The sequence below is a fragment of the Methyloceanibacter sp. wino2 genome (assembly GCF_003071365.1).
Lineage (GTDB): Bacteria > Pseudomonadota > Alphaproteobacteria > Rhizobiales > Methyloligellaceae > Methyloceanibacter.
In genome coordinates, this window is record NZ_CP028960.1 from 2467673 (window position 1) to 2489935 (window position 22263).

The 22263-nt window shown below is 63.7% G+C and carries 25 protein-coding genes and 1 tRNA gene; 15 read left to right on the plus strand and 11 right to left on the minus strand.

Annotated elements, in window-relative coordinates; genetic code table 11:
* The 3 genes from rpoH to DCY11_RS15595 all read right to left on the minus strand — a co-directional run bounded on the left by rpoH (position 1) and on the right by DCY11_RS15595 (position 2120).
* Entirely contained in the window at positions 1–900 is a 900-nt protein-coding gene (gene rpoH / locus DCY11_RS11615; protein ID WP_108683020.1) for an RNA polymerase sigma factor RpoH, read from the minus strand.
* Between the two features lie 123 nt (positions 901–1023).
* A complete protein-coding gene (locus tag DCY11_RS11620) occupies positions 1024–2001 on the minus strand; it encodes an RluA family pseudouridine synthase (RefSeq protein WP_108683021.1) in 978 nt (325 codons plus the stop codon).
* Positions 1968–2120, minus strand: coding sequence for a hypothetical protein (locus DCY11_RS15595; protein ID WP_208430457.1), 153 nt, complete (start codon positions 2118–2120; stop codon positions 1968–1970). Before DCY11_RS15595 ends, DCY11_RS11620 begins: the two co-directional genes overlap by 34 nt.
* Before the next feature lie 20 nt (positions 2121–2140).
* Between DCY11_RS15595 and DCY11_RS11625 the strand changes: the two genes are divergently transcribed.
* Positions 2141–2590 (plus strand): hypothetical protein, encoded by a 450-nt coding sequence (locus DCY11_RS11625; RefSeq protein WP_108683022.1) that lies wholly within the window; start codon positions 2141–2143, stop codon positions 2588–2590.
* Positions 2591–2639: 49 nt separating this feature from the next.
* Positions 2640–2715: transfer RNA gene (locus tag DCY11_RS11630), tRNA-Glu, on the plus strand.
* On the opposite strand, the gene DCY11_RS11635 is transcribed toward DCY11_RS11630, so the two are convergent.
* Both DCY11_RS11635 and DCY11_RS16060 read right to left on the minus strand, forming a co-directional pair.
* The gene (locus DCY11_RS11635) at positions 2703–4253 is read right to left on the minus strand and encodes a bifunctional aminoglycoside phosphotransferase/ATP-binding protein (RefSeq protein WP_159079984.1); all 1551 of its coding nucleotides are present in this window, start codon (positions 4251–4253) and stop codon (positions 2703–2705) included. The genes DCY11_RS11630 and DCY11_RS11635 overlap by 13 nt on opposite strands.
* A 227-nt stretch (positions 4254–4480) precedes the next feature.
* Positions 4481–4615, minus strand: coding sequence for a hypothetical protein (locus DCY11_RS16060; protein ID WP_256385621.1), 135 nt, complete (start codon positions 4613–4615; stop codon positions 4481–4483).
* Between the two features lie 738 nt (positions 4616–5353).
* On the opposite strand from DCY11_RS16060, the gene DCY11_RS11640 reads away from it, so the two are divergent.
* Both DCY11_RS11640 and DCY11_RS11645 read left to right on the plus strand, forming a co-directional pair.
* Positions 5354–6112: a phosphatase PAP2 family protein gene (locus DCY11_RS11640; RefSeq protein WP_159079985.1), complete on the plus strand. Its 759-nt coding sequence runs from the start codon at positions 5354–5356 to the stop codon at positions 6110–6112.
* 144 nt (positions 6113–6256) lie between these two features.
* On the plus strand, positions 6257–6652 hold the full coding sequence (locus tag DCY11_RS11645) for a hypothetical protein (RefSeq protein WP_108683025.1): 396 nt from the start codon (positions 6257–6259) through the stop codon (positions 6650–6652).
* Here DCY11_RS11645 and DCY11_RS15765 read toward each other — a convergent pair.
* Together DCY11_RS15765 and DCY11_RS11655 are read right to left on the minus strand one after the other, a co-directional pair.
* Entirely contained in the window at positions 6642–7019 is a 378-nt protein-coding gene (locus DCY11_RS15765; protein ID WP_208430458.1) for a DUF6477 family protein, read from the minus strand. The two genes, DCY11_RS11645 and DCY11_RS15765, sit on opposite strands and share 11 nt — an antisense overlap.
* A gap of 120 nt (positions 7020–7139) precedes the next feature.
* Positions 7140–8006, minus strand: a complete 867-nt coding sequence (locus tag DCY11_RS11655) for a DUF4396 domain-containing protein (protein WP_208430459.1) — start codon at positions 8004–8006, stop codon at positions 7140–7142.
* Positions 8007–8564: 558 nt separating this feature from the next.
* Between DCY11_RS11655 and DCY11_RS11660 the strand changes: the two genes are divergently transcribed.
* From DCY11_RS11660 to DCY11_RS11675, 4 genes are all read left to right on the plus strand, one after another.
* Positions 8565–8942, plus strand: coding sequence for a hypothetical protein (locus DCY11_RS11660; protein WP_108683026.1), 378 nt, complete (start codon positions 8565–8567; stop codon positions 8940–8942).
* 3 nt (positions 8943–8945) lie between these two features.
* A complete protein-coding gene (locus tag DCY11_RS11665) occupies positions 8946–9350 on the plus strand; it encodes a hypothetical protein (protein WP_108683027.1) in 405 nt (134 codons plus the stop codon).
* A gap of 86 nt (positions 9351–9436) precedes the next feature.
* Positions 9437–9874 carry a hypothetical protein gene (locus tag DCY11_RS11670; protein WP_108683028.1) on the plus strand — a complete coding sequence of 146 codons (438 nt, stop codon included), beginning with the start codon at positions 9437–9439 and terminating at the stop codon, positions 9872–9874.
* Between the two features lie 4 nt (positions 9875–9878).
* Entirely contained in the window at positions 9879–10604 is a 726-nt protein-coding gene (locus DCY11_RS11675) for a metallophosphoesterase family protein (RefSeq protein WP_108683029.1), read from the plus strand.
* A 21-nt stretch (positions 10605–10625) separates the two neighbouring features.
* Here the strand turns inward: DCY11_RS11675 and DCY11_RS11680 are convergent, their stop codons facing one another.
* From DCY11_RS11680 to cysQ, 3 genes are all read right to left on the minus strand, one after another.
* Positions 10626–12032, minus strand: a complete 1407-nt coding sequence (locus DCY11_RS11680) for a hypothetical protein (protein ID WP_108683030.1) — start codon at positions 12030–12032, stop codon at positions 10626–10628.
* 208 nt (positions 12033–12240) lie between these two features.
* Complete coding sequence (locus tag DCY11_RS11685; RefSeq protein WP_245409352.1) at positions 12241–13059, minus strand: DUF1134 domain-containing protein; 819 nt, start codon at positions 13057–13059, stop codon at positions 12241–12243.
* A gap of 104 nt (positions 13060–13163) precedes the next feature.
* Positions 13164–14024: a 3'(2'),5'-bisphosphate nucleotidase CysQ gene (gene cysQ, locus DCY11_RS11690; RefSeq protein WP_159079986.1), complete on the minus strand. Its 861-nt coding sequence runs from the start codon at positions 14022–14024 to the stop codon at positions 13164–13166.
* A 134-nt stretch (positions 14025–14158) separates the two neighbouring features.
* Here cysQ and chpT point away from each other — a divergent pair, with 134 nt between their 5' ends.
* From chpT to DCY11_RS11720, 6 genes are all read left to right on the plus strand, one after another.
* On the plus strand, positions 14159–14797 hold the full coding sequence (gene chpT, locus DCY11_RS11695) for a histidine phosphotransferase ChpT (RefSeq protein WP_108683816.1): 639 nt from the start codon (positions 14159–14161) through the stop codon (positions 14795–14797).
* Between the two features lie 158 nt (positions 14798–14955).
* Positions 14956–17577: a chemotaxis protein CheW gene (locus DCY11_RS11700; protein WP_108683032.1), complete on the plus strand. Its 2622-nt coding sequence runs from the start codon at positions 14956–14958 to the stop codon at positions 17575–17577.
* On the plus strand, positions 17574–18041 hold the full coding sequence (locus DCY11_RS11705) for a chemotaxis protein CheW (protein ID WP_108683033.1): 468 nt from the start codon (positions 17574–17576) through the stop codon (positions 18039–18041). Before DCY11_RS11700 ends, DCY11_RS11705 begins: the two co-directional genes overlap by 4 nt.
* A 37-nt stretch (positions 18042–18078) precedes the next feature.
* Positions 18079–18444, plus strand: coding sequence for a response regulator (locus DCY11_RS11710; RefSeq protein ID WP_108683034.1), 366 nt, complete (start codon positions 18079–18081; stop codon positions 18442–18444).
* 109 nt (positions 18445–18553) lie between these two features.
* Entirely contained in the window at positions 18554–19609 is a 1056-nt protein-coding gene (locus DCY11_RS11715) for a chemotaxis response regulator protein-glutamate methylesterase (protein ID WP_245409521.1), read from the plus strand.
* A complete protein-coding gene (locus DCY11_RS11720) occupies positions 19606–20631 on the plus strand; it encodes a protein-glutamate O-methyltransferase CheR (RefSeq protein ID WP_108683036.1) in 1026 nt (341 codons plus the stop codon). Before DCY11_RS11715 ends, DCY11_RS11720 begins: the two co-directional genes overlap by 4 nt.
* A 91-nt stretch (positions 20632–20722) precedes the next feature.
* Here DCY11_RS11720 and ctrA read toward each other — a convergent pair whose 3' ends face one another.
* Positions 20723–21430: a response regulator transcription factor CtrA gene (ctrA, locus tag DCY11_RS11725; RefSeq protein ID WP_045368334.1), complete on the minus strand. Its 708-nt coding sequence runs from the start codon at positions 21428–21430 to the stop codon at positions 20723–20725.
* Between the two features lie 394 nt (positions 21431–21824).
* Between ctrA and DCY11_RS11730 the strand changes: the two genes are divergently transcribed.
* A complete protein-coding gene (locus DCY11_RS11730; protein WP_069443192.1) occupies positions 21825–22223 on the plus strand; it encodes a flagellar export protein FliJ in 399 nt (132 codons plus the stop codon).
* Positions 22224–22263 lie beyond the last annotated feature (40 nt).

Sequence of the window (22263 nt, forward strand, 5' to 3'; positions counted from 1 at the left end):
CTAGTCGGCGGGCTCGAGCTCCGGCTCCCCGGCGGCCGCGGCGGCCTTCTGGACGGCCTTCTGCACCTTTTCGAAGGCGCGGACCTCGATCTGGCGGATGCGCTCGCGGCTGACACCGAATTCCGTGGAGAGTTGCTCCAAGGTCAGCGGGTCTTCGGACAGGCGGCGCGCCTCGAATACGCGGCGCTCCCGCTCGTTCAAGTCCTTCAGCGCGTCGTACAGCATGCCCCGGCGCTGGTCTTGCTCTTCGGACTCTGCCAGGGCGGTTTCCTGATCGACCGCGGTGTCGTCCACGAGCCAATCCATCCACTCGCCGCTTTCCGCGTCGTTGCGCACGGGCGCATTGAGCGAGGAGTCGCCGCCGAGTCTGCGGTTCATGGACACCACGTCGTCTTCACTGACGCCGAGCCGTGTCGCGATCTGCTTCACCTGATCGGGACGCAGATCGCCATCCTCGAGCGCCTTGAGCTGTCCCTTGATCTTGCGGAGATTGAAGAACAGCTTCTTCTGCGCCGCCGTGGTGCCCATCTTCACGAGGCTCCACGAACGCAGGATGTATTCCTGGATCGCCGCGCGGATCCACCACATGGCGTAGGTCGCCAAGCGGAAGCCCTTTTCCGGATCAAAGCGCTTCACGGCCTGCATCAGGCCCACATTGCCTTCGGAGATCACTTCGCCGATGGGCAGGCCGTAGCCGCGATAGCCCATGGCGATCCGCGCCACGAGACGCAAATGGGACGTCACCAGTTCGTGCGCCGCATCGCGATCGCCATGCTCGCGCCAACTCTTGGCGAGCATGTACTCCTGCTGCGGCTCCAGCATCGGGAACTGTCTGATTTCTTCGAGATAGCGCGTCAGTCCGCCATGCGCGCTGACGCTCGGTAAACTCTTCGAGGCCATGGCTGTCTTCCCGGAACCCGTCTCCTGCAGGGACGTAACAGCCCCCGCGTCTTTCCTCATGTACGTCCCCCGGCCCGTCCGTCTATAGGACGTTTCACGCGTGCATGAAAGAGGGGCGTATCATCACAGTTGCTTGAATTGTCGCACAATCTCGGCGAGATCGTCAGGGAGGTCACTGTTAAATTCCAGTAAGGTCCCTGTACCCGGATGGACGAAGGCCAGGTGCGCGGCATGAAGTGCCTGCCGGTCGAGCGCCGCAATCGCGCCGGCCAAATCTTCGGGCAGCGTCTTGAGCTTCGACTTGAAGCCGGCACCGTAGAGCGGATCGCCCACAAGCGGGTGCCCATAGTGGGCCAGATGGACGCGCACCTGATGGGTCCGCCCGGTTTCGAGCGTGCATTCGATCAGCGAGGCGACGGCGTCCTTGCCGGTGCCGCCATAACTCTCCACGAGACGCCACTCGGTCGCGGCAAAGCGGCCTTTGTCTTTCGGCACGACGGCCATCCGCGTCCGGCTCGTGGGGTGGCGCCCGATCGGAGCTTCGATGCGTCCGTGGGGCCGCGAGGGCGCGCCCCACACAAGCGCGAGATAACCGCGCGCCATCTCCCCGGTTCGTCCGTGGTCGGCGAATTGCTCGGCGAGCGCGCGATGGGCCCGGTCGTTCTTGGCCGCGACCATGAGCCCGCTCGTGTCCTTGTCGAGCCGGTGGACGATGCCGGGCCGGGCCACGCCGCCTATCCCTGAGAGGCTCTTGCCACAATGGGCGAGCAGCGCGTTCACGAGCGTGCCGTCCGGCTGCCCGGCGCCCGGATGCACCACGAGCCCGGCAGCCTTGTCGATGACGATCACGTCCTCATCCTCGTAGACGACGTCGAGGGGGATCGCTTCCGGCTTCAGCTCCGGTTCGGCGGCTGGCGGTACGATGAGCTCGAAGCAATCGCCCTGTTTGACCCGATATTTGACGTCCTCTATGGTCGCGCCGCCCGAGGGGGCGCCCGCCATCCGCACATGACCTTCACGGATCAACGCCTGGATGCGCGTGCGGCTGACATCGGGCAGCGCCTCGCTCAGAAACCGGTCGAGCCGCTGGCCGATCTGGATTCGTCCACGGCGGCCAAACGGACGGTCTCCGTCTCCGTGGCCTCCTCGATGGCATCGAGGTCCAGGGTGGCGTCAAGGTTGGTCGAGGGTTCTGTCTCAATCATTGTCGTGCGCGGCATGTTTCGGAGTCTGTCATAGGATGACAACGACGGTCGACCCAGAGAAATCGCAAGCCAACACCACGCGCCCGGCAGATGAGCGTATCGAAGGCACGGTGTTCACGCCGCGCCAGGTGGGCATGCTCAAGGTCGCCGTGGTGGTGATGGGCGTCATGCTGCTCGCCGGGCTTGCGGCCGTTATCGCCGGCATGATCTTTCAGGCCTCCAAGGTCGGGAAGAAGTCCGCCGCCGAAGCGCCCGCCGCAGCCGCCGCGCCCGACCCGGTCGCCATGGAGCCGGTCGCATCCGGCGCGCTGGAAGCCCTGAGCATCCCCGGAGACGCGCAGGTCGTCTCCATGTCCCTCGATGGTCATTTTCTGGCGCTCCACGTGCGGTGGCGGGACGATGCCGAGATCGTGGTCGTGGATATGAGGACGGGCAAGGTCGTGTCCCGCCTCAACATCGACAAAGGCGCGCCGCCCGCGCGATAGTTCTTGATCGTAACAGACGCGAGAACTATAGCTTCTCGTTCGCGCGCACGGCCCGTTCGTCTAGTGGCCTAGGACGCCGCCCTCTCACGGCGGAAACAGGGGTTCGACTCCCCTACGGGCTGCCACTTTCAGCTTTCAGGCGGTTCAAGCAGCGTTCGGCGACTTGCTCGACCGAACCGCCGGCATCGATGCGCGCAAATCCGATTTCTCCAAGATCGTAGCGAAGCTGCTCCCGGACAACCTCGGGCGTGGCGTCGGACACATCGCCGACACGGTCCGCGACACGCTCCTCGAGCACGTCGCCCGGCGCGTCGAACCAGAGCCCCGTGAAGGGAACGCCGTGCTCTGCGGCGACCGCGGCAATGGCTTCGCGCTCGCGCGGCCGCGCATGGACCGCATCCACGATCACCGATTTGCCGGCTTCGAGAACGAGCGCCGCGCGCTTGCGGCACAGCGCGTAAACAAGGTCCGAGCTCTCTTGTGTGTAGGCCGTTGCAGGCAACCGGTCGGTGGGCGCCACGCCGAACAAGCGCTTGCGCTCCAAATCGCTGCGCACGATGACAGCGCCGGGGAACGCGCCGATCCACGGCGCCATCGCGCGGGCGATGGTCGATTTCCCGCTGCCGGAAAGACCGCCGACGGCAATCAGCCGTGGCGCCTCAGGTTCGAGGAACTGCAAGGCCAGATCGAAATAGTCCTGCGCCTCGTCGCGGGCCGCTTTGGCTTGCGAAGGTTCCGCCAATTGGGAACGCAGGAGTTCGACCTTGCCTCTGATCACGGCGCGCAAGGAAAGGAACAGCGGCAGGGCGGCAAGGCCGAGGAGGTTTCCCGTGTCGCTGTTGTCGAGATAGCCGTTCAGGACGGCATTGGCGTAGGCGCCGAGACCGTGCTTGCCGAGATCCATGAGCAGGAAAGCCAGATCGTACAGCACGTCGATGGTCGCCAGGCTGTCGTCGAACTCGAGCGCATCGAACAGGACAGGGTCGCCCTCGATCTCGACAATGTTCCGAAGGTGCAGGTCTCCGTGACAATGCCGGACGAAGCCGGTCGCGGCGCGCCGCATCAGGAGCGGCTTCAGGCCCTCGAAGGCCGTGCGCGTCCGCTGCGCCAGGGCATCGGCGATATCCTGCGGGATGACGGCCCGATCCGCCTCGCGCAAAACGTCCTCATGCTCGGAGATGATCTTCTCGAGCGGCACGACGGCCTGATCGGCCGTGAGGATGCGGTCGGCTGCGTCGTGAAGGGCGGCAACGGCCAGTGCCGTCCGATGCATGGCGTCCAGGGAAAGGCGGCCCTCGCGCGCCATCCGGTCGAAGAGATTCTCTTGACCGAAGCGGCGCATGACCAAGACCCATTCGACGGGATCGCCCTGTCCGCGCAGCGTCAGCCTGCCTCCGGCGTCGACTGTCACGGGGACAACCTCCCGATAGATGTCGGGCGCCGTCCGGCGGTTCAATCGGAGTTCGTTGAGACAAGCCTCGTGCCGTTTCTCGAGGGTCGAGAAATCGAGGAACGGCAATTTGACTTCGCGCTTGATCTTGTAGGCAAAGGCGCCCGCGAGGAACACGAACGAGGCGTGCGTCTCGATGTGGTCGACGGCTGCGGGCGCAGGGTCGTATGCCCCCGTCCGGGACAAGAACTCGATTATCTTGGCCTGTTCCAATGAGAACCGGCCGTCACGCGGCCCGCCTCCTGCTGCAATTGCGATAGCCCGTGTCGGTGACCGCACCGGGGACGTGCGGGGGCTGCCACGTCTTTCTCCGAGCCAACGCGGTCATCGCAACAATGCACGTCGCCCTCAACGTACGGGGCGAGGCGCCGTCTGCCAAACACAAAGGGCACTGACCGAAGTCAGTGCCCCACTGCTCAAGCTAATGAGACTGCGGCCGTCTAGTTGTCCACGCAGGACTGGGTGTCTTCGTCCCAGGTCTGGCCGTCCGCGCAATCGTCGGGGCCTGCGAACGCTGCAGAAGCGAGCGGCAACGACATGCCGAGTGCAATGAGAACCGCAAAGACTGTCTTCATTTCTGTCTATCCTAGACTAGGTGCGCCGGAAACCGGCCGAGGTGACTCGTAGGTCGCCTCGGTGGCAAACGCGCGACGCAATGGCGTCCAACGCGCGGCGCTTTGCGGTTGGAATTTGGTTGTCGCGAGAAAAAAATTCTAAGGCCGGACCGAGGCGGGACGCGTGGCGATCGGAGCGGCCGGGACTGGTGGTTTGTGTTGGGTGCCGCCCCCGCCTTCGTGCGGAGCACAAAGGCGGGACCGGTTCATGACGCAACGTCACCCATCGCGGGGGACTGGTGGAACCGGAGGAGGGGGGGTCCTCAAGGCTCCTTCCCGAAGGACGTTCCCGTCCTAGACCAAACCGACCATGCTCGCGTGCAGGGCCGCCAGTTTCGGGCCCAGAGGCGAGTGCATCGCCGCGGCGATCAGCACGAAGGCCCCGGCTGCGATGAGTCTCATTGTCATGCGAGAGGGCAAATACATGGGGGGTATCCTTCTCTTGCCAACATTGAGGGGTGTCGGGAATCGACACCTTGTAGACTAAACGCGCGAGAAGCCGTTTTGGATTACAATTCGCACACATTGCTTCACGGCTGGGTGAGCGAAACTATGGCGCCCTTGAGGCGCCGTAACCCAAGTTCCGTTTCTGGTTTGCATGCTTACGCGGTTCGCAATAGGCATATCGGCGTGGCCCGGGGCGTTCGCCGGGGCTCCGATCAACCGAAGGAACGGGCAGACACGTTGCCGGATACCTCAATGAAGCTCTGGGAGCAGGCGCTCATCGCTTTCTCCGTCCTGGCCGTGGGATTTCTGCTGATCGACCCGTTCATGCTGGAACGGGCCGAGGCCATGTCGCCGGCGGCGCGCGACTTCTTCCGCGCGATCACCGATATCGGGCGCTCCAATTGGATGCTAATTCCGACCGCGACCATTATCGGGTTCGCGGTCCTGCTCCGGCGCAATCACATCGGGTTCCGCAACACGGCCGCGTACGGGCTCATCATTCAGGCGGCGAGCTTCGCCTTCGTCAGTATTGGCGGGGCAGGACTCATTGCGACGTTGTGCAAGAACATCCTCGGCCGCGCCCGGCCCAAGTTCTACGAAGAGCTGGGCCATTTCCATTTCAACTTCTTCGCCTTCGACGCCGATCACGCGTCGCTGCCCTCGGGCCACTCGACGTCGATTTTTGCGTTCGCGACTGTGGTGGCGATCCTCATCCCGCGGGCCCGCGTGTTCGTCTACACGATCGCGGTCTGGGTCGCGTTCAGCCGGGTGCTGATCGGGGTGCACTATTTCACCGACGCGGTGCTCGGCGCGATTCTCGGGACGGTTTTTCCGTACATCGTCCGCGACCGGTTCGCGGCCCGGCGCTGGCTGTTCGAATACGCCCCGGACGGCGGCTACCGCCTCAGGGGCCTGCGCACCCAGGCCTGGCTCGGCTGGCCGGCGGGCCTGCGCGGCTCTCACGCCCCCGCGGATCAGGCGGTGCAGGATCAATCTGCCAAGCAGCAGTGATACCGGCGGGCCGTTGTGCGCCGCAGCGCTGCTGTTGATCCCTCCGTCCACCGTTCCTATCTGCATGCTTTGCCGGAAGGCGCAGCCCTCGCCCCCAATAGGGGCTTGAGGGTTCGACGAAGCAATAGGGAGTAGAGATACGGCATGATCAACAGTCTGACGCGTACACTCGCCATCTTTGCCGTTATCGGCGCGATGCTGGTGCCGGCAGTGGCCGCGGCACAATTGCTGACCCCGGAAGACATTGCCAAGCTGGAGGCTCGGCTGAGCCTGACGCCGGAGCAGCGCGCCGCGATTTCTCCGATTCTGGAAGACTCGATGTCGGCCCGCAGTACGACGTTCAACAAGTACGGCGTCGATTTCGAGACTTGCGACCGGCCCGGCGCACTCGGCCTGATCCGGCTCAACAAGGACATGAACCGGATCAACGCCGATACGCGTTCGCGTCTCGCCGAGATTCTCACCCCGGCGCAGCTTCGCGAGTACGACAAGATCGTCGCCGAGCAGACGGCCATCGTGAAACAGCAGATTATGTGCTGATCCCGAATGGCGCTCCGGCGGGACCGGTAGGCTCGCCGCGCGCGCTGTCCGGCTGCGCGGCAAGGGCTAAGCGCTCCGCCTGCAAGGCCGCGAGGATCGTGATGTGGCGGTTCGGGTCGTAGGTCCAATGGCCGGCTCTGCCGGCGCGGGCCGAATTGCGGGCAAGGCGGGTGAGCCGGGCGATCAGGATGCGCCTCCCCTCGATGGAGAAATCGGCCAGCTCTTGCGGTGTCGTGCCGAGGAGCTTCGGCAGATGCCGTATGCGATCGTACCGCGCCGTGGCGTTGGCAATCGCTCGGTCGCGGTAGCGCGTGCCGCCACGCTCGCAGGCCGCGAGACGGTCGGGTCCGGGACCGCGTGTTGGCATTGGACACTCCGCACCGCATTTCGCCCCTCCCAGCCCTCCGGCGCCTGCCGATAGGATAGGCGCGTGTGCGGGCAGGTGGATTGGGCGCGGATAAGCGCGGGCCGCCAAGCGGCAGCGCTGCTATGCGAAGATCAGTGTAATGACGATGCCGAGCGCGAGGACCGCGAGCGACACGGCGCCCATGACCCACACCGGCGGGGAGGGCTTGTGAAGGGCCGAACCGCTCTCGGCCGCCTTCATCTTGTCGGCCATGCTCATGCTGGCCATCTTGCTGTCCGTACCCGCATCTTTGGGCATGTCCATACCCTCCATGCCACCGGAACCCGCGCTGGATCCGGCCGGCCGTACGGTCAGCATGCCGTGCTTCAGATGATGGGCCACGAGCCAGTAGTTCATGGGGTAGGCGGCCAGTGCCCCGACCATGAGCGCCAGGGACATGCGGAACCAGAACAGCGCTTGCGTCGGGTCGTGGGCGTTCGGGTTGCCTTGGAAGGCGAGGGCGGAGACCGGCAGCATGCCGCCCATCAGGCAGTTCATGGACAGGAACTCGGAGGTGAACGTGCCCTTGAGCGCCTTCCAATAGGTGCCGAACATCTCGCCCATGAAGAGCGCCTGGAAGATGGTCCAGCCGAAGGCGAAACCGAGCACGTATTCCAGCGCGAAATCCACCATCAGAGGAAGCGCGACGAGGGCGCCGATCACCGCACCCACCAGGATACCGACGCCGTCGCCGGCGGCGCAATGCATGGTCGAGCCGAGTGCTTGGCGCCAGCGTGCCGTCACGTAGCGCTCATGGAGCCCGGGCAAGGGCTCGCGGCAGCCCAAGACATAGAGGAACGCGCCGAACGGCCCCGAATAGGCGGTGAAGAGGACGAAAGCCCATTTCATGACGGGGTTTTCAGGCGTCGACCGGATGTCGACCGCCACGAAAATCAGCGAAAGCGCTGTCAGAATGAACCATAACAGCACGACCCCATCGATCAGCATACGTCCCCCTTTGCCAGCTCCACCCTATTACTCCGTGCACCACGGTTCTAGCTGGGTCGTTTGATGCCCGTCAGGGACCCACTGGAAACTTGCGGCAAGTGAGTAAAAATTAGGCAGTGCTGGCGCGCAGCTGGCGTAGGCTTTGCCATTTTTCCTATGGCTGTTGCTTCCGTGCTCTAGGGTTTGGTCCTCGATCGCGCTAGGCTTATGACACTCTTGCGAATCAGTTTTTTGCGGTGCAGCATTTATCCGGAAGGTCGGTGGAGAGGCGAAAGCCTTGAAAATCCGGCACTTCCAACCGGGTCGCAGGGACTTCGAAATGCATGTAAAACCGCTGATTTTGGGCATTCTGACGCAGGGTGCCCTACATGGTCGAAACTAGCACGGGTCTTGCGAAGACCCTTGCAAGCTTGTGAAGTCAAGCGGGCCGATGGTGCGATGCAACATCGGTAGGCCATGCGGACAGAAGAGTTCCAACCGGTCGAGTTGAGTTTCGGGAGGTGCAGGTCCAAACGGACCCTGAGGAGTGGCGTTCGTGCAACCTTGAGAGGGGGCCCAATGCCTAAGACACTGACCCTTGCCGTACTGGCGAGCCTGATTCTACCCGTTCAGGCTCTAGCCCAGTCACCGACGGCGGCGCCAGCGAAGCTCAACGCCGTCCTATGCCAATCCGAATCCCAGGCGGTGGCGCTTGCCCGGTCTATCGCCGCCGGCCACACGGAAACGATTGCCGTCAATCAGGTGAACAAAGCCGCCGGCGCCGAAGTGTGCGGCCGTTACATCGGCGTGGCCGCAGTGGAGGTCGAGAAGACCGCCAATGTGCGGGGCAGCCTGTTCATGCTCGCGGGGCTGCGGTTCGCCGAAGACTCGGTGCTCGCTTGGACCGCGAGCTGGGTAACGCCCTTCGATGGCGCAAATCTGGAAAGGGGAGCCTGAGCCATGCCCGTACCGATGCCATCCGCAGTCGTTCTGATCGTCTGCAAAACCGTCATGCTCCCAGCCGAGCAACATGACATCAACTCCAAGTGGACCGGCTACGAAAACCGTACCTGGGCCATCGAAAACTCGATGATGCAGTGCCGGCGTCAGGAGGTCCAACTGTACGACCAGTCCGAAGCCATGGGCGCGGCGGCCCAGCCCTTCAACCAGCAGCGCTGCCAGAGAGCGAGCCTCATGCTGGGCGTTGAATGGGATCAAGCCCATAGGAGCTCCAGCTACCGCTTCTGGCGCGTCGCCTGCCCGGTGCCGATCGTCGACACTCGGACGGGCGAAGTGATCGCCTGGAAGATGCCGGAATGCGGGCATCGTGATACTGTGATTTGCGAGGTCGACACCGCGATATAACGCGGACCAGCCTCGATCTCACGATCGTCAAAGCGCGCCCTCCAGCGGGAGGGCGGCCGAGGCGTGGGAGGATCCAGGCGATGCCAATGTGGGCGAAAATCTCTGCGGGACTGGTGCTTGCACTGATCTTGCTGGGATTTGCGGCCTTCAAGGCCACGTCCGACAAGTTCGGTCCGCTCGTGCAATCGCACGGCACGACCTATTACGGCGGGGACGGACCGAAAATTGCGACTGTCCCGTGCAAGACCGAAAGCGACATTCGCACGGCCATCGCGCGGGTTCACGCGACCTTCGACCAATACGGAGGCCCGAGCCTAGAGGCGTTCGAGAAGCGAGCCGCGCTCGAAAAGGGGCTGCCTCCGCTGCGCATCGATACACTCTATGTCATCACCGAGGACGATCAGATGCGGGACGGGGGGACCGTTCTGTTCATCGGACTGAAAGCCGACTGCGTGAGCACGGTGTTCAGCTTCCCGGCACGGCTCTACCAGGAACTGGCGGCAGGCCACGGCGGCGGCGTCTGATCTCGTGACCACGACAATTCCCGACGGGCAAGTCGTCTACGCGATCGGCGACATCCATGGCCGCTCCGATCTCCTGACCGAATTGCTGGCGCTGATCGAGAGCGATGCCGCGGCTGCGGGGACGGCCGCGAAGACGCTGGTCTTTCTCGGCGACTATGTGGACCGGGGGCCGGACAGCCGTGGTGTGATCGAGCTCTTGAGCGCGGACCTTCCTCCCGGCTTCGACACGCACTTTCTCAAGGGCAACCACGAACAGTTTCTGCTGGATTTTCTCGACGATCCATCGTCGCTCGATGGGTGGCTTCGCAATGGCGGCGAGCAGACCTTGCGGTCCTACGGTGTGGACATCGACGGCCTCCAAGACCGCCACGCGCCGCCGATGGCGTGGCGGGAGGCCTTCCTGGAAGCGCTGCCGGAGGCTCACTTGCGCTTCCTCACGACCCTCGAACTCAAATGCGTCGTCGGAGATTATGTGTTCGTGCATGCGGGGCTGCGCCCCGGCGTGCCTCTCGACCGACAGGTGCCGCAGGATCTCCTATGGATTAGGCACGAGTTCCTGGATAGCGAGGAGCCGTTCGGGAAGATCGTGGTGCACGGGCACACGCCGGAGCGTACACCGGTGGTTCGGCCGAACAGGATCGGGATCGATACGGGCGCGGTCTTTTCGGGCTCTCTGACGGCGCTGCGTCTCGAGAACGGGACGCGTGCGTTCTTGCGTACGGCGCCCTAGTCGGCGCGACAGGCGCACGCGCTAGCCGCGCTTCTCGGGGCTGTCCGCTACAAGGCCGCGAAGCCGGCTGGTGAGGCTCCCGCCTGACTTCTGAGATTGGCGCTTGGCGCGCCGTGCGGCAAAGCGCCTGGAGAGGCCTTGTGCCTCGTCTTCGTGCTCGCCGGCCGTCTCTTCCACGGCCTCTCCGTGCTCGTCTTCGCCGGCGTCCTCTTCCGCTTCTCCTTCGTCGTCGCCCTGGGAAGCGTAGTGTCCTTGGATCTCGTAGGTTTCGTAGTCCTCTTCGACCTCGTACTCGTCCTCGCCGTTGAAGAGCTCGCCGGCGTAGTCCCGTTCCTCCTGAATGGGCTCGGCCGGCTGGGCTTCCTCGGCCTGATAGGCGGTCTCGGCCTCGGCTTCTTGGGCCTCATGGCCGGCTTCGACGTATTGGCCGAGCTCGGCCGCATAATTCTCTTCGGACGCGTAGGTCTCCTCGGCCTGTTCGTCCACGTAGGGAGCCTGTTGCTCCGGACTTTCGGCGTAGGCCGTTCCTTCGAACTGTGTGGCGGGTTCGGCTGCGCCGTTGCCGGCATAGGCCACGGGTTCGGGCATCGCGGGGGTCTCGTCTTCGACAGCCACGTCGAGTTCGGACTCTTGCTCGGGCTCGTTCTGGACCGCAGCCTGCGCGGCCGCCGCGCTCTGCCAGGCCGGGGGCTGTGTCCGTGCGGCGCTGAGAATTTGCGAGGCGAGGTGGTTGAGCTCACGGCGCAGGAAGGCGATCTCGTCGCTGCTGGTGCGCACACGCTCCAGTTCCTCTTTGGCCCGGGACAGTTCCGCTGCGAGGCGCTGGCTCTCAGCCACGGCGCGGGCGTCGTTCTTGGCGGAGCCGCGCCCGGCCGCACTGCCGCTCTCGAGCGACATGCGCAGCTGGTCGATATCGGCACGTTGGTTGTGGACGGTCCCGCGGGCGATCTTCAACGCGTCTGACTGGGAGGCGACGGTCGTGCGAAGCTCCGCATTCACAGTTTCCAGATCGGACAGCGCCTTCTTCGCGGCCTTGAGCCGGGCGTCGAGATCGGGCAGGCGCCGCTTGATGGTCTGCTGCAGGACGCGGTTGGCGTTCTCGGCCTCGTGCAGTTCGCCCTGGGCGGCCTCCAGATTCCCGTTCAGCTTCTGGATCTCGACCCGGCGCTTGTTGGCCTCGATCAGTTCGCGTGCGGCTTTCTCCTTCGACTTTTCGAGGGCCACCTCCACCTTGCGCAGCTGGATGGCGAAGTCGGCGCGGATCTGGTCCTTGTCGGCCTGAATCTCGGCGAGCGTCATGGGCATGGTGGCTTCGAGCCGGCGCGTGGTGAGCTTGACGGCGCGGTTCCACAATGGGGGCGCAAGCATGAGGCCGAGCAGGCATCCCAAGAAGAAGCCCAACGCCCCGAACATGAACCACTCGATCATCAAGGCCTTTTGTTCCTTGAAATTGGAGCCGCGTAAGCGCTCCGAACGGGCGTTGCGGTGCAATGCCCTATCTGCCCCTCGTGCCGCCGCCGGCGTGTTGCGCCGAGCCTTTCGCGTTAGCCACGAGCAATTCGCCCACGGCACAGCCTTTACGCGCCCGATGATCCGAGACCCGCAAGACCAACGCTACAGCTTCATTAGCGCCAAATTAGAACGGATTCCAGGTCGGCTGGCGAGTATACTTCAAGTAGCCGACATTTGCGCCAAGTCTAAGGCCGACGCCGGAGCGTATGGGGGCGACGACGACGTCGTCCCGGGCCAGATAGGTGACGCCCACGCCGCCCACCAGATAGGCGGAGCCGTCGATCCCGGCGAATCTGTTGTAGATCTCATTAGGATTGTGAAGATTGTAGACCAAAACCATGGTCTTGGAGCCTTCGGCGCCGAAATCATAGCCTAGCGACGGGCCCTGCCAGAACACGCGGTACTGACCGCCATCCGGCGTGTGAAGCGTGCCTTCGCCGTAGCGCAGGCCCGCGACGAACGCGCCGCCTGCCTCTTCACCGGTGATATAGCCGTTGGGCCGGCCTGACTTCTGGAATGTGTATTCGACGGCGCTTGCGAAGCCCGACGAGACCTTGCCGAAGAAGCGGTGACCCGCCCCCTTGATCTCCTCGGCCGAGAATCCGTCGGCGCCATCCAGTCTCTCGGAGGCATAGCCGCTGGCCGCGACATAGGTCTGGCCGGTTTGGGTCTGGCCGGTCTGGGCGGGCTGCTGCTGATAGGTCGGCGGCGGGACGGCGTTGGGATCATAGCCCCCAACGGCCGGGGTGGCCGCGGTGTTCGATCCCGGCTCCGGCACATAGGATTTCGTCGGCTGGTAGGCACCGTTCACGGGCGCGTTCGGAACCGGCATCGAGCCGGCCGATGCGCCGTAGGCGGCATTTTGCGCCTGTGATTCCGGTGCCAGAACAAAGTTTGCAAGGATCGCCGAAAGAGCGGCGATCGCGATGCTGGTAATACGCATGACTAATGCCCCCGGACGCGGGCGCCGGCGTTGCCGCCGGACACGAAGAGGCAAATGCCTCAACCGCAATTGTTGACCGAAAGCGTTACCAAACGGTGGAAGGCTTACCGGGGCGTTAAGACGGTGCGTCCCCAGGCGACGAAGCTGCCGTTTTTCAGCCCGGCATCCGATTTGCCGTAGGCGAAGCGCGCGCCCTTCATGTCCACGACATGGCCGCCGGCCGCTTCCAGCACGGCCTGGCCCGCCGCCGTATCCCATTCCATCGTGGGCGCGAGGCGCGGATAAACGTCCGCATTGCCGCGGGCGATTTCCAGGAACTTCACGGACGATCCGGCGCCGGAGCGCTCCGCGACGGAGAACCCTTCCAGGAACTCCTCGGTCTTTGCGTCCAGGTGAGACAGGCTGACGAGGGCCGTAACGGCCGCGGGATCCGCGGCCCTTGCGTGCAGGCGCTTCTGGGTCAGCACGTCCAGGTCGGCGCCGGCCGCGCTCGGCGGCATCGACGCCTCGATGGCAACGCCGTCGGCGACTGTGACGGCGAGAAGGCCGCGCGCGGGCGCGTACACAATGCCGAAGCACGGAAACCCGTCCTCGATCAGGCCGACATTGACGGTGAAGTCGGAGCGCTTCTTGATGAATTCCTTGGTGCCGTCCAGAGGGTCCACGAGGAAGAAGGTACGGCCCAGTGGCGCCTTGCGGTCCGTCGCCGTTTCCTCGGATACGACCGGGATGGACGGCGCGAAGTCGCGGAGCGCAGCCTCGAGAATGTCGTTGGCGTCCCGGTCCGCCTGCGTCACCGGAGAGTTGTCTTCCTTGTAGTCGATCTCGTCCGTTGCACCGTAGTGGGCCATGATCGCGGCCCCGGCCTTCGCTGCCGCGTCGGTTAGAACTTGTGCGGCGGCGCGAAGATCGAAGACGGTCGCCGGCTCGGCAAGAGCCGCTGTTGTGTGTCTTGGTGCTGACAAGGCAAGATGCTCCAAAGGGCTGTGATTCGGTCTGCGTGTGCGTTCGAGATGATTGCGCCCTTCGTGTAACAGAAATTCGTGGCCTGGCCATGATAACTCCGCAGCGCCACTGCGGACGCGACAAGGAGAAAGCCATGTCGGAGCCGATCGCGCTCGGCGATCTCGACCTTACGGCGCTGGTTTCCAGCCGTATCTGCCACGACATCATCAATCCGGTTTCCGCCATTTCCAACGGTTTGGAGATGTTGGCCGAGGAGCCGGACGACGAGATGCGCGCGGCGGCGATGGATCTGATCCTGAAGAGCGCAACCCAAGCCTCCGCCAAGCTTCAGTTTGCCCGGATCGCGTTCGGCGCGGCAGGATCGGCGGGCGCCGAGATCGACACCCGCGATGCGGAGAAAGTGGCGCAGGCGTTCGTTCAGACGAGCGAGAAGCATCAACTCGTTTGGGACGGGCCCGCGCTTATTCTGCCTAAGAACAAGGTCAAGCTGTTGCTCAACCTGGTCGGGCTCGGGGTCGTGGCGCTGCCCCGCGGTGGCCAAATCCGAGCTGTCATCTCCGGCGATGGTCCAGATGTGTCCTTCACGGTGACATCGACGGGTAAGGCCGCGCGTCTTAGCGACCAGGTCGCCGCGCTGCTCACCGGCGATGCCGCGGGAGAGGTCGATGCCCATTCGATCCAGCCCTATTATGCCGCGCGGGTGGCGCAGGCAGCCGGGATGACCGTCACCACGACGTCCGGCGAGGACGAAGTCGTCTTTCAGGCGCGCTAGGATCTCCAGGACGGGTTTTCGCACTGCCGTCTATCTCGGCGTGCGGGCGGTCATTAGGCCGTCAACGGACCGTAAACCAGGAATCACAGACAATCCGCCCAGTATTTCTTGGGGTTTGGGCAGCGTGAATCACCGGCGATTCGCGCTGGGGTTGAGTCATGGACGATCTCCTAGGCGAGTTTCTGGTCGAGACAGGCGAGCAGCTTGAAGAGCTGGACGCGTGTCTCGTGCGCTTTGAAGCGGACCCGAACGACGCGGAGATGCTCAAAACGATCTTCCGCGTGGCCCACACGATCAAGGGCACGTGCGGTTTCTTCGATCTGCCACGGATAGCCAAGCTCGCGCACGCGGTCGAAGCGCTCATGAGCGGGTATCGGGACGGTGCGCCCGTCTCGTCGGCCGGTGTCACGATCGTTCTCGCCAGTCTCGAGCGGCTCAAACAGATTCTCGCCGTACTCGGCCGCGACGGGACCGAGCCCGAGGGGAACGACGACGACCTGATCCAAGCGCTCACGGCGCTGGCCGAGGGTGATATCGGGACCATCAATGCGGACGCTGGTCCGGACACCTCGCCTGCGTCGCCTGTCCACAATCACCTCGATGCATTGGAACGCGCCTGGCAGGAGGACTTGGTCCAGGCTGCGGATCCGGCGCAGCCTCTCGATGCGTCCCCTGCCGTGGACATGGCTGCCGAGGTGATTTCCGAAGATCGGCCGAGTGCCGAGGTTCAGCCGAGGGCGCTGCGCGTTCAGACCGTTCGGGTCGCCGTCGATACGCTGGAAACCCTGATGACGACGGTGAGCGAGCTCGTGCTCGCCCGCAATCAGCTGATGGATGTCGCGACGCATGCGGATGAGCCGGCCTTCGCGGCGCCGCTGCAGCGTTTGTCCTCTGTCACCGTCGAACTCCAGGACGCGATCATGAAGGCGCGCCTGCAGCCCATCGCCAACGCATGGCAGAAGCTGCCGGTGATTGTCCGCACGCTCTCCACCGAGCTCGGCAAGCCGATGGAGATCACGATGTCGGGCGGCGATACCGAGCTCGACCGGCAGGTTCTTGAGGCGATCAAGGATCCGCTTACGCACATGGTGCGCAATGCCGCGGATCATGGTCTCGAAAGCCCGGAGGAACGTATCGAAGCCGGAAAGCCGGCGTTGGGCCGCATCACCCTCAAGGCGTCGCAGCAGCGGGGCAACATCGTCGTCGAAGTCTCCGACGATGGGCGCGGGCTGGATGTCGGGGCCGTGAGGCGCAAGGCGGTTGCCAACGGATTGGCGACAACCGCTGAGCTTGACGCGCTTCAAGACGAAGAAATTTACGACCTCATTTTTCAGCCGGGCTTCTCGACCGCGGAGACCGTAAGCGAAATCTCGGGCCGGGGCGTCGGCATGGATGTGGTTCGCAGCAATATCGAATCGATCGGTGGTACCGTGGCGCTCGCGTCAACGTCACCGAAGGGTACGACGTTTGTCATCAGGATTCCGCTGACGCTTGCGATCATGTCGGCGCTTATCGTGGATGTGGCCGGTATGCGGTTCGCGATCCCGCAGTTCAGCATCGCCGAACTGGTGCGGGTTGGCGACGCCGCGGCGCACCCCGTCGAAACGATCAACGGGGCGGCCGTTCTTCACCTGCGCGATAGGCTGATCCCGCTGCTGGACTTTGCGGCGGAGCTCGATCTGCGCCGGCAGGACTGGCGCGACATCAACGCCGCTGGGGGAACCGCAGTGATCTTGCACGTCGGAACGCAGCGCTTCGGCATCTTGGTCGACGCCGCCTCCCGGACGGAGGAGATCGTGGTGAAGCCGGTGTGCAAACTGCTGCGGCCGATCGGGATGTATTCCGGCGGGACGATCCTGGGCGATGGCAGCGTCATCATGATCGTGGATCCGCGAGCTCTGTCCGAGATGATCGGGCCGATGGAGGGGATCGAAGACGACACGATCGCGGCGGCACCGGTGGCGCAGGCCGACAATCGCACGGCCATGCTTCTATTCCGGGCCGGTTCGCCGGGCCTCAAGGCCTTGCCTCTGTCGCTCATCACCCGGCTCGAAGAGATTCCCGCCAAGTCGATCGAGACATGCGACGCGCAACAGGTCATTCAGTATCGCGGGGGGCTTCTTCCGCTCGTGCGCCTCGACAAGGCCGAAGCGCCGCATCAGGCGGACATCTTGCCGGTGCTTGTTTTCTCCGAAGGCTCACGCGTCGCGGGTCTCGTGGTCGACGAGATCGTCGACATCGTCGAAGAGCCATTGTCGATTGCCTTGCAGTCTGATGGCGAAGGTATCGCCGGAAGCGCCGTGGTGCGCGACCAGGCTGTCGAGATCGTCGATGTCTCGCACTATCTCGGTTCGATCCTCCGCCAACAGGGGGCCGGCCTCGCACCGGGCACGGATAGTCCGCCGCGTGTGTTGCTTGTCGATGACGGTCAGTTCTTCCGCGACATGCTTGCGCCTTTGCTTCGCGGCAGCGGCTATGCGGTCACGACGGCTTCGTCGGGCCAGGAGGCGCTCGACCTCAAGGAGGCAGGCATCCGCTTCGACATTGTCGTGAGCGATATCGAGATGCCGGGCATGGATGGGCTCGAGCTTGCGCGCGCTATCAGAACGGATCCCGCCTGGAATTCGGTTCCACTGATCGGATTGTCGTCTCAGCAAAGCCCCCGGCTTTCCGAGGCCGGCCGCCTGGCGGGCTTCGATGTGCTGGTCGGCAAGTTCGACAGACGGTCGCTGATGCAAGTGCTCGCGAACTGGCGCGAGTTCAGGGAGGAGGCCGCGTGACATCCGAATACCAAGCCGACGCGCTCACGAATGGATTGGTCACGGTCGCCGTTGCCGGTCAGTTTTTCGGTGTGCCGCTGCCGCGGGTCAAACATGTCTTTGTCCCCGACCGCGTATCGCCGGTGCCGCTGGCGCCCGCCGAGGTCATGGGACTTCTGAATTTGCGTGGCCGGATCGTCACCGCGCTGGATCTGCGCACGAGACTCGGGCTGCCCTTGCGTGTGCCCGGCGATCCCATGGTCGCGCTCGGCGTCGAAAAGGGCGGTGAGATGTTCGGACTGATCGGGGACAAGGCCGGAGAGGCGATGTGGACCGCCGAGTCCGGCATTGAGCCCGCGCCGGCGAATCTCGATGCGCGCTGGGCTCGCCTGTGTGCCGGCGTGTACCGGTTGGACGGCGGGCTCCTGACGGTGCTCGACGTGGATCGGGTTCTCGATCTCAACCACTGCGGAGTTGCTGCGTGAGGGCGCTGGGCCCGACATGCCTTTGAGGGGAAAGACAATGAAACATTGCTTGGTCGTGGATGACAGCGCCGTCATTCGCAAAGTGGCCAGACGAATCTTGGACTCGCTCAGTTTCAGTACATCCGAAGCCGAGAATGGGCGGGATGCGCTGGACCAGTGCCGCACATCGATGCCCGATGCCGTCCTGCTCGACTGGAACATGCCGGAAATGGACGGCATCGCGTTTCTGGTCGCGCTTCGCAAAGAAGCGGGCGGGCAAGAGCCAAAGGTCATTTTCTGCACGACCGAAAACGATGTGGAGCACATCACCCGGGCGATCTCGGCCGGCGCCAACGAATACATCATGAAGCCCTTCGACCGAGAGATCATCGAAGAGAAGTTTCAGGAAGTCGGATTGCTCTAGGACGCCCATGGCAGCCTTGGGCAGGGTTTCGCATATGCCAAATTACCAGGCGCCTCCTCCTCCCGGCGGCAGGCGCGTATACCAGCCTGTGGCCAATCCCGGTCGTGTCATGATCGTGGATGACTCGGGCGTCCTTCGCGGCGTTGTCGCGCGATGGATTGAATCCGAAGCGGACTTGGAGGTTGTCGGCCGCCACGCTAACGGGAAGCAGGCCATAGACGCCGCGGCGCACTGTGCGCCCGACGTGATCATCCTCGATATCGACATGCCGGTGATGGATGGGTTGGAAGCGTTGCCGCTTCTCAAACGAGCCTGCCCGGACGCCCGTGTGCTGATGATTTCGACGCAGACCCGGCGCAATGCCGAAATCAGCCTCAAAGCGCTCGAGCTGGGGGCGGTGGACTTCCTGGCGAAGCCCGAGGCGCAGCGAGACATCGTCGGTCTACCCGAGTTCCACGGAGAGCTGCTGCGTAAGGTCAGAGGCCTCGTGCGATGGCGGTCGCGGTTCACAGGCCATCCACGGGAGGGTGGCCCGGCGCAGCAGTTCGCGCGGCATGCCTACTCATCGCGGCCGCCGGAAGCCATCGTGATCGGCAGTTCCACCGGCGGGCCGGAGGCGCTCAGCCGCCTGTTGAAGGCTCTGGCGCCGTCGCTTGGTCGAACCCCCGTGCTGGTTGCTCAGCACATGCCGCCGCTGTTCACCGCCGCGCTGGCCGAACGGCTCGGCCGGGTCTCAGGCATCGAGGCCACAGAAGCGCGCGACGGTCAGGAGATTGTCGGTGGGCGCATCTATGTGGCGCCTGGCGATGGGCACATGACGATCGCGCAGGGCGCGCCGCCACGGATTGCTGTCGGGCAGGGACCTGCGGTCAATTTCCACCGTCCCTCGGTGAACCTCCTGTTCGAGAGTGCGGCCCGGGTCTTCGCCACCCGAACGCTTGGCATCGTGCTCACCGGGATGGGAACGGACGGCGCAACGGGCGCCAAGCAGATTGCCGATGCGGGCGGCAGCGTGATCGCGCAGGATTTCGGCACGAGTATTGTTTGGGGCATGCCGAGCGCAGCGGCCAAGTCCGGCGCCTGCGCGGCGATCCTTCCTCTGGACGAAATCGCCAGGGCGGTGGGGCAACTGATCGCGGGACAGCAGCCGCGAGGTCAGGCATGAGAGCGCACGAGTTCCAGCGTATCGGCGAGGTCCTGCGGGACCATTCCGGGGCCGTGCTCGGAGAAAACACCATGGCCGCGGTGGCCGTGAAGCTCGGCCCCGTGCTCACGGAATTCGACTTTCCATCGATGACCCATCTGACCATGGCTCTGTCCCAACCGGACAGCGGGCGTCTGCGCCAGCGCGTGGCCGAGGCCGTCGCCGTCCCGGAATCCTATTTCTTCAGAAACAAGGATTGCTTCGCCTATATCGGCGACGTGATGCTGCCGCAGCTCATGGAGCGGCGCGCCGGGGTGCGCCGGCTTCGCATCTGGAGCGCCGCGTGTTCGACAGGGCAGGAGCCGTATTCGCTGGCGATGCTGTTGGCCGAAAAGGGCCGGGCGCTGGACGGCTGGTCCGTGGAGATCGTCGCCACCGACTTTTCCCAGGCGGTTCTGGGCAAAGCGCAGGCCGGGCAGTATTCGCAGTTCGAGGTTCAGCGGGGCCTGCCCGTCAAGCTGCTGATCAAATACTTCGAGAAGTTCGGGCCGCTCTGGCAGGTCAAATCCGAAATTCGCGAGCGCGTCGACTTTCGCGCGCAGAATCTGCTGCACAGCTACGCGCAGCTCGGCCGTTTCGACATCATCCTGTGCCGCAACGTCCTGATCTATTTGGGCGCCGACCAGCGCACCTCCGTCTTGGGCCAGCTTGCGCGTTCGCTCGCTCCCGACGGCTATCTTGTCCTCGGGGCTGCGGAGACGACGTTGGGGGTATCGACGGAGTTCCAGCGGGTCTCGGGACAACTCGGGGGTGTCTATCGCCTTGGGGCCGGGTACGGCGCCGAGGGCGTCAAAGCGGACAGACTTGCTGACATGGATCGTGCACCGGCCGGCGCGTTCCGGAGCGTCAGGCTCGACCCTGTGACGGCCGACCGTCTGGAAGCCAAGGCGCGCGCGTGCGGCATGACCTTGTCCGCGTTCCTGGCCGAGTTCGCGGATTTGGGCTTGCGCACTGAGAGGGCTTCGGGGCCCAAGAAGGACTAGGCGCCGGTCCCGTTCTGTCTGCGTGCAGGCACAAAAATGGCCGGGACAAGCCCGGCCACCTTCGTATCCAACAATCGAGACTTCGAAAGACTTACGCGGCGGCTTCGCCGGTGTCCGTCTCGTCGTCGGGGTTGCGCAGCACGTAGCCGCGGCCCCAGACCGTCTCGATGTAATGCTTTCCGCCTGTCGCCGCCGCGAGCTTTTTGCGCAGCTTGCAGATGAAGACGTCGATGATCTTGAGTTCCGGCTCGTCCATGCCGCCGTAGAGATGGTTCAGGAACATCTCCTTGGTCAGCGTCGTGCCCTTCCTGAGGGAGAGCAGTTCGAGCATCTGGTATTCTTTGCCGGTCAGATGGACCCGCTGGCCGTTAACGTCGACTGTTTTAGTGTCGAGGTTAACCTTGAGGCCGCCGGTTTGGATAACCGACTGCGCATGGCCCTTGGAGCGGCGCACGATGGCGTGGATCCGCGCCACCAGCTCATCCTTGTGGAAGGGCTTGGTCATGTAGTCGTCGGCGCCGAAGCCGAGGCCACGAACCTTATCCTCAATGCCTGCGAGGCCCGAAAGGATAAGGATCGGGGTCGCTACCTTGCTGACCCGCAAGGACTTCAGGACCTCGTAGCCGCTCATATCTGGCAAGTTCAAGTCGAGAAGAATGATGTCGTAGTCGTAAATCTTGCCGAGATCGACACCCTCTTCGCCGAGATCAGTCTTGTAGACGTTAAAACCTTCGGACTGCAGCATTAGTTCAATGCTCTGCGCCGTGGCGCTGTCGTCCTCGATCAGAAGAACCCGCATCTTAAATCCCCCGTATTCTCATAATCCTGGCTGTCCCCTGACCCAATACGTCGGACGCTGATTGGTTAATTTCGAATCAAAAAATTAACGGCCAATAGTTAACAAAAACTAATCAACAGGATAGTGCTAACCAAATCCGCTAACCCAGCCCCCCCGATTGCAGACTTTTCCGACCGGTATGTTCGATTAGATGCAATTCATATGGTTTACCGCCGCTTAAGTCCTGTCGGCGATGATCTTGCGTGAAGGGCGGGGGGAACCGGTCCTTGAGACTTGTTGGAAGCCGTTTAGGGACCTGGCTTGGGGAATGCCGGGCGCCCGTCAGTCGGCTCGTGGCAGTACAGTAACGTCCGTGTAAAATGCGCGGACCCGAACAGGCTTGAGGGTATTGAGTATGAAGTCACGCGACGGAGTCATTCGTTTGAAGCGCTTCGAGGTCGACGAGAAGCGCCGCAAGGTGGCCGACATCGAGTCCATGATCGCCGAATTCAACGATATGGCGGTGGATCTCGACCGGCAGATCGCCGTCGAGCAAGAGCGCGCCGGCGTTTCGGACGTCAATCATTACGCCTATCCGACCTTTGCGAAGGCGGCCATGCAGCGCCGGGACAATCTGGCGGTGTCGGTGGCCGGCCTCGAGGCCAAGCTCAGCGCGGCCAAAGGGGAACTCGAAGAGGCCGAAGAAGAGCTTCGGAAGATCGAGGCCCTGCAAGGGCGCGAGACCGATCGTGGGCGCGAGGTCGAGCCGGAAACCGGCTTCGGCATGATCGGCGTGGCCCGCGCTGCGGGCTGATAGTGACCTCTAGAGGCCACTCTGTAGTTTGAAGAACATG